The sequence below is a fragment of the Wolbachia endosymbiont of Drosophila barbarae genome (assembly GCF_044752445.1).
GTDB classification, from domain to species: domain Bacteria; phylum Pseudomonadota; class Alphaproteobacteria; order Rickettsiales; family Anaplasmataceae; genus Wolbachia; species Wolbachia pipientis.
This window is the reverse complement of sequence record NZ_JBIXJM010000172.1, coordinates 1-4,661: the sequence shown is the minus strand read 5'-3', so window position 1 is coordinate 4,661 and position 4,661 is coordinate 1. Positions and strand designations below refer to the sequence as shown.

Genomic DNA, 4,661 nt, shown 5'->3' with positions numbered 1-4,661 from the left:
AAATCTTCTTCTGTTTTAAATATTGGTTCTCATTGGTCTTAGAAAGTTACTAAGTGAAGGAAATACATTAAACAAATATGACAGAGAATTTGCATTAAATAAGTGCGTTATCAGCAGCTATTATTCCATTCATGACATAAAAGCAGATAAAGATATAGCATTGTTCTTTTCTTTGGGTGGTCACTATAAAGAACTTTCGTCATCTAACAAAACAGTAAAAAGAGAAGTATTAGAGATATGTGAGAATCAGTTAATAGAGAGCTATATAATGTTCTTAGCTGGCAAACTACACATGATCGGATTATCAAGTAGAGATAAATATACAATCGACCATGAGAATGTGGATCGGCAAGAGAAAGCATTGAAAATGGATGGATTAATATATCCTATAAATACAAAAAACACCCTAGAGCAACTGTTAAAAAACCAAAATAGTGATGAATTTGAACAATTAATAACGAGCCCTGATAATATATACTACTCAGTGCTGCAAGAAGAGAATGAATGTAGGCCAAATCCTATCACCAGCAAGAAAAAAGAAAAAGACCATAAAAACACAGTCTGTAAACTTATTTTAGGTATGTTTGTATTATCTGTTGGGTTATATGTTGCTGATTATTTCTTTATGGAGCAAAAATTATTTAATCCAATAAAAGGTGTCCTACCACAGGATAATTTTGCTAATCTAGTAATTGCTGCAGTGCTTACTATCGTAATAGTATATGCTTTATTTCAATTATCACAGGAACCACCACTTTCAACAGTCAATAAGATGACGAATGAAAATTTAGGACAGCCCGTGCAAAATAAGTTTAGAATTACATAAATGTAGCAACTTAAAAGCATATATTGTATAATCTTAAGTTAAGAGGTGATTTATGGATTTAAGTAAAATAACAGCGGGACCAAATGCGGTGAATGTGGTAATTGAAATAAGTGCAAATGCTGAGCCTGTAAAGTATGAATTTAATAAAGAGCTTGGGTTGTTACGAGTTGACAGATTTTTATCTACCTCAATGACTTATCCTTGCAATTATGGATTTATACCAAATACCTGCGCAGGTGATGGTGACCCTGTGGATGTTTTGGTGCTAACTCAATTTCCCTTAGCATCTAGTGTTTTAATATCGGTACGTCCAATAGGCGCATTACTCACTAAAGATGAAAAAGGAGAAGATGAGAAAATATTAGCAGTGCCTGTTTCCAGTGTTGATAGCTATTATGACAATATAAAGGACTATTCTGACTTATCTAAAAGCCTACTAGATAAAATTACTCATTTCTTTTCTCATTATAAAGATCTAGAAAAGGGAAAAACGGTAGCAGTTGGAGAATGGGTTGGTGTAGAAGAAGCAAAACAAATTGTTGCAAGCTCTATTAAAAGCGGAAATTAGTTTTTGTTGATTTATAGCTAAAGTGGCTCTACGATTTGAAAAATAACAAATTCGTCATTCCGCTACTCGTTAGCGGAATCTATACCGCGCACAACTGCACGAACATTGCAATATGGCACATAGTAAACGATGTCATCCCAGTGCGTGACACTGGGATGACAAGAAAGGGAGCACTGGAATTTTTGTTTCAGCATTAGCCATGCATCTGAACAGATACAAATATTGCAATTAAAAGCATTAGACAGGTGGTAGAGGTCTTGGTATTATATAATCTTTAGGTTCTAAATTTGGAAGGGTGGCCGAGCGGCTGAAGGCGGCGGTTTGCTAAACCGTTATACGACCCAAAAGTCGTATCGAGGGTTCGAATCCCTCTCCTTCCGTATACTGTTTTTAGCACGGTTTAAATTCGCTATATTAGCATGTTTTTAGCCTATTTACCAGCGTACCTGATTTTATTGCAATGGTTTTTATTTCCATTGTCACTGAGATCACTATTAAAAAGTTGGCTAGCATTGACTCAGTATTTATTATAGAATTGGTTATTAACTAAACAACTTTACTTGTATGTATAAAATACTAATTTTACTGTTGATAGTGTTGCCACTTAGGTTGCTTGCAACCGAGATTGAAATTGTTGCAGATGTAAATGGTGAACCAATTTCAAATTTAGATATCGAAAAACGCATCAACTTTATAAATTCATTGTTTGGCACTCAAAGTGTTAATCAAAAAGAAGCAAAGCCTCAAATTCTTAGGGAGCTAATAGACGAAATTATCATTATCAATGAAGCACAGAGGCTGAATATAAAATTGAGCAACGAGGAGTTAGATAATGCTATTATGTTATTTTTAACCCAAAGTTTTAAACTTAAGGCTAATGAAGTTGATCAATACATAGAGAAGCATAATATAGATCTTGGTATTTTAAGAAAACAAATAAAATGTCAGTTACTGTGGAGCAAAATTATTAAAGTAAGAATTGTGCCATTTATTAATATAAGCGATAAAGAAGTAGATGATGTAAAAAGGCAAACAGAAAAGCCGGATTATCTTATCACGTTCCAAGAGTTTATAATTCCTGATCAAAAAGACAAGGACGTTTATGGTATAGCTGAAGATTTAGTAAAAAAATTACGCAACAGTAATAACCCAGAATCTCCAATAAAGATGCGTAAAGCAACAGTTAATTTAAGTCAGCTAAAAGGAAAACTCAAGAGCGTTTTAGAAGGATTAGAAACCAGCGACATAGCAGGTCCATTCAGTTTCAGTGAAGGTTACTCCGTTATAAAAGTAATAGATAAAGTACAACTTAATCATGCACTGCTGGAAAGCACTTTAAAATTAAAACAGATTGTGGTTGAAGGTTCAGAAAGTTTATTAGATAATCTCAAGGAGCAAAAAGTTAATTGTTTAAATTTTGATAAATTAGCAGATAATTTTAAGCTGCCAAACGCAAAAGAATTTGAAATAAAAATGCGAGATTTAAATCCTGATTTACAGATTTTATTTAGTAAAACAAGTGTGAATGAAATAGTAGAATTGAGAGAAAATGGCACTGCAAAGTTGATGATGTTGTGTGATATCAAGAGTAATGTAGCGGGTATAGAAGCAATCAACCAGAAAATGTACCAACAAAAGATTATGATACAAAGCAACTTGTTATTAGATGATATGCGTAAAAATGCAGCTATCAGTTATCGGTATAGTTGAAGTCAGAGAGTGTCCTTGTCTCTGTCTTTGTGTATAGAACTATATAAATTACTTTGTTCTATAAAATTTCAAAAAATTTGAACAAATGTAGTTAAAATAGCACATGAAGAATATAATGCTAATTGGTGGTGGAGTTGGAAATGCAGTGTTATTTTCGATAGGGAAGGCATGTCTTGAAAATAATAACAAGGTTTTGTACTTCGCTGGCTATAAGAAGTTAAGTGATGTATTTAAACGAGCACTGATAGAGCGTGCATCAAATGCAGTAGTTTGGGCATGTGAAGAAGGATTGATAGAAACAAGCAGAGATCAAGATAAATCCTTTCATGGTAATATAGTTGATGCAATAGTCTCTTATCAACAAGGAAGATTAGGTATTAATTTGAACGTTATAGATAAAATTATCACTATTGGTTCTGATAAAATGATGAAAGCTGTGAATGAAGCTAGAAAAACAATTTTAAAGCCATATCTGAAGTCAAGTCATATAGCAATATCGTCAGTTAATTCTCCTATGCAGTGTATGATGAAAGAAATCTGCGCTCAGTGTGTGCAGCAGCATATAAATGCGAAAACAGGAGAAAGGAGTTTTGTTTATAGCTGCAGTAATCAAGACCAGGATATGGAATTTATTGACTTTGATTTTTTAAGTGAGCGCTTGAAGCAAAATAGTTTACAAGAAAAACTTACTGCGAAATGGATAGATCATGTTCAAAGATATTAAACAGCACAAAAAGGAAATAAGAGAGCAATATAGAGCTATAAGAAAAGATATTGATGAAAGTTATTCCAGTTATGCAGCAAATTCCCTTATTAATCTCTTTAATCAGAACTTAAGCTACGTTAAAGGCAAAACAATTGCGGCTTACATTCCAATGGATGGAGAAATAGATGTTGTGCCTTTGATGCATAGTTTACTCGATTTAGATTATAAAGTAGCAATTCCTAATAAAAATAAGTTACTAAAATTTGAGGAATGGAACGAAACAAATGAAGATGTAATTCCCGACACAATCATTACTCCTGTTGTTGCTTTTGATGATCATTTTAATAGATTAGGTTTTGGCGGTGGTTGGTATGATACAATGATAAAAAAATTACGGCCACTTGGAAAAATATTTATAGGTGTAGCCTATGAGAAACAATATTGTAAAGATTTACCTGTAGAACAACATGATCAAAAATTGGATATTATAATCACTGAGATGTGTGTTAGATGTGGAAGTGGGTTGCTCAAAAAAGTGGATAGAAAGGAGTAGCGTAACCCCACTTTCTGATAGTAATTTTTGCGTAAAAAAATGCATCAACTTGGTCCTGTGATTCCTCCTTCACTAACTCGTGCAGCACTTGAAATACCTAAGTGAGAATTTGGCTTCATTTCCTGAGCTTTCTTATTATAGCATTTCTCATAATAGTCCGAACAGGTCATAGGAAGGCAGAATCAACAGCACGACGAAAGGATTCGAATAGAGGAATGTTTTTCCTAGCTCTGTTTTTTATAGCAAACCAATGATGCTCAATTTTGTTGAAATCTGGAGAATACGGCGGCAGATACAA

8 protein-coding genes and 1 tRNA gene are annotated in these 4,661 nt (G+C 33.4%); 7 read left to right on the top strand and 2 right to left on the bottom strand.

Annotated elements, in window-relative coordinates; genetic code table 11:
- Positions 1–22 precede the first annotated feature (22 nt).
- From ACIPNH_RS03450 to ACIPNH_RS03420, 7 genes are all read left to right on the top strand, one after another.
- On the top strand, positions 23–826 hold the full coding sequence (locus tag ACIPNH_RS03450; RefSeq protein ID WP_400771741.1) for a WD1261 family protein: 804 nt from the start codon (positions 23–25) through the stop codon (positions 824–826).
- A gap of 52 nt (positions 827–878) precedes the next feature.
- Positions 879–1,394: an inorganic diphosphatase gene (gene ppa / locus ACIPNH_RS03445; protein ID WP_400771739.1), complete on the top strand. Its 516-nt coding sequence runs from the start codon at positions 879–881 to the stop codon at positions 1,392–1,394.
- Between the two features lie 35 nt (positions 1,395–1,429).
- The gene (locus tag ACIPNH_RS03440; protein ID WP_010963140.1) at positions 1,430–1,591 is read left to right on the top strand and encodes a hypothetical protein; all 162 of its coding nucleotides are present in this window, start codon (positions 1,430–1,432) and stop codon (positions 1,589–1,591) included.
- Between the two features lie 92 nt (positions 1,592–1,683).
- Positions 1,684–1,774: transfer RNA gene (locus ACIPNH_RS03435), tRNA-Ser, on the top strand.
- Between the two features lie 184 nt (positions 1,775–1,958).
- Positions 1,959–3,104 carry a SurA N-terminal domain-containing protein gene (locus ACIPNH_RS03430; RefSeq protein ID WP_400771737.1) on the top strand — a complete coding sequence of 382 codons (1,146 nt, stop codon included), beginning with the start codon at positions 1,959–1,961 and terminating at the stop codon, positions 3,102–3,104.
- A gap of 103 nt (positions 3,105–3,207) precedes the next feature.
- Entirely contained in the window at positions 3,208–3,828 is a 621-nt protein-coding gene (locus ACIPNH_RS03425; protein ID WP_155968434.1) for a ferredoxin reductase domain-containing protein, read from the top strand.
- The gene (locus ACIPNH_RS03420; protein WP_264723797.1) at positions 3,812–4,363 is read left to right on the top strand and encodes a 5-formyltetrahydrofolate cyclo-ligase; all 552 of its coding nucleotides are present in this window, start codon (positions 3,812–3,814) and stop codon (positions 4,361–4,363) included. The genes ACIPNH_RS03425 and ACIPNH_RS03420 overlap by 17 nt, the downstream gene beginning before the upstream one ends.
- A 44-nt stretch (positions 4,364–4,407) precedes the next feature.
- Here ACIPNH_RS03420 and ACIPNH_RS03415 read toward each other — a convergent pair whose 3' ends face one another.
- Positions 4,408–4,533, bottom strand: a complete 126-nt coding sequence (locus tag ACIPNH_RS03415; RefSeq protein WP_400771734.1) for a hypothetical protein — start codon at positions 4,531–4,533, stop codon at positions 4,408–4,410.
- Positions 4,530–4,661, bottom strand: a 132-nt coding sequence (locus ACIPNH_RS03410; RefSeq protein ID WP_400771743.1) for a transposase, incomplete at its 5' end; no start/stop codon positions are given. The genes ACIPNH_RS03415 and ACIPNH_RS03410, both read right to left, overlap by 4 nt.

What these genes read in the sequence shown, in the direction of transcription:
- ppa (WP_400771739.1), top strand. Translation starts at nt 879, where the DNA reads ATGGATTTAAGTAAAATAACAGCGGGACCAAATGCGGTGAATGTGGTA.
- ACIPNH_RS03430 (WP_400771737.1), top strand. Translation starts at nt 1,959, where the DNA reads ATGTATAAAATACTAATTTTACTGTTGATAGTGTTGCCACTTAGGTTG.
- ACIPNH_RS03425 (WP_155968434.1), top strand. Translation starts at nt 3,208, where the DNA reads ATGAAGAATATAATGCTAATTGGTGGTGGAGTTGGAAATGCAGTGTTA.
- ACIPNH_RS03420 (WP_264723797.1), top strand. Translation starts at nt 3,812, where the DNA reads ATGTTCAAAGATATTAAACAGCACAAAAAGGAAATAAGAGAGCAATAT.
- ACIPNH_RS03415 (WP_400771734.1), bottom strand. Translation starts at nt 4,533, where the DNA reads ATGACCTGTTCGGACTATTATGAGAAATGCTATAATAAGAAAGCTCAG.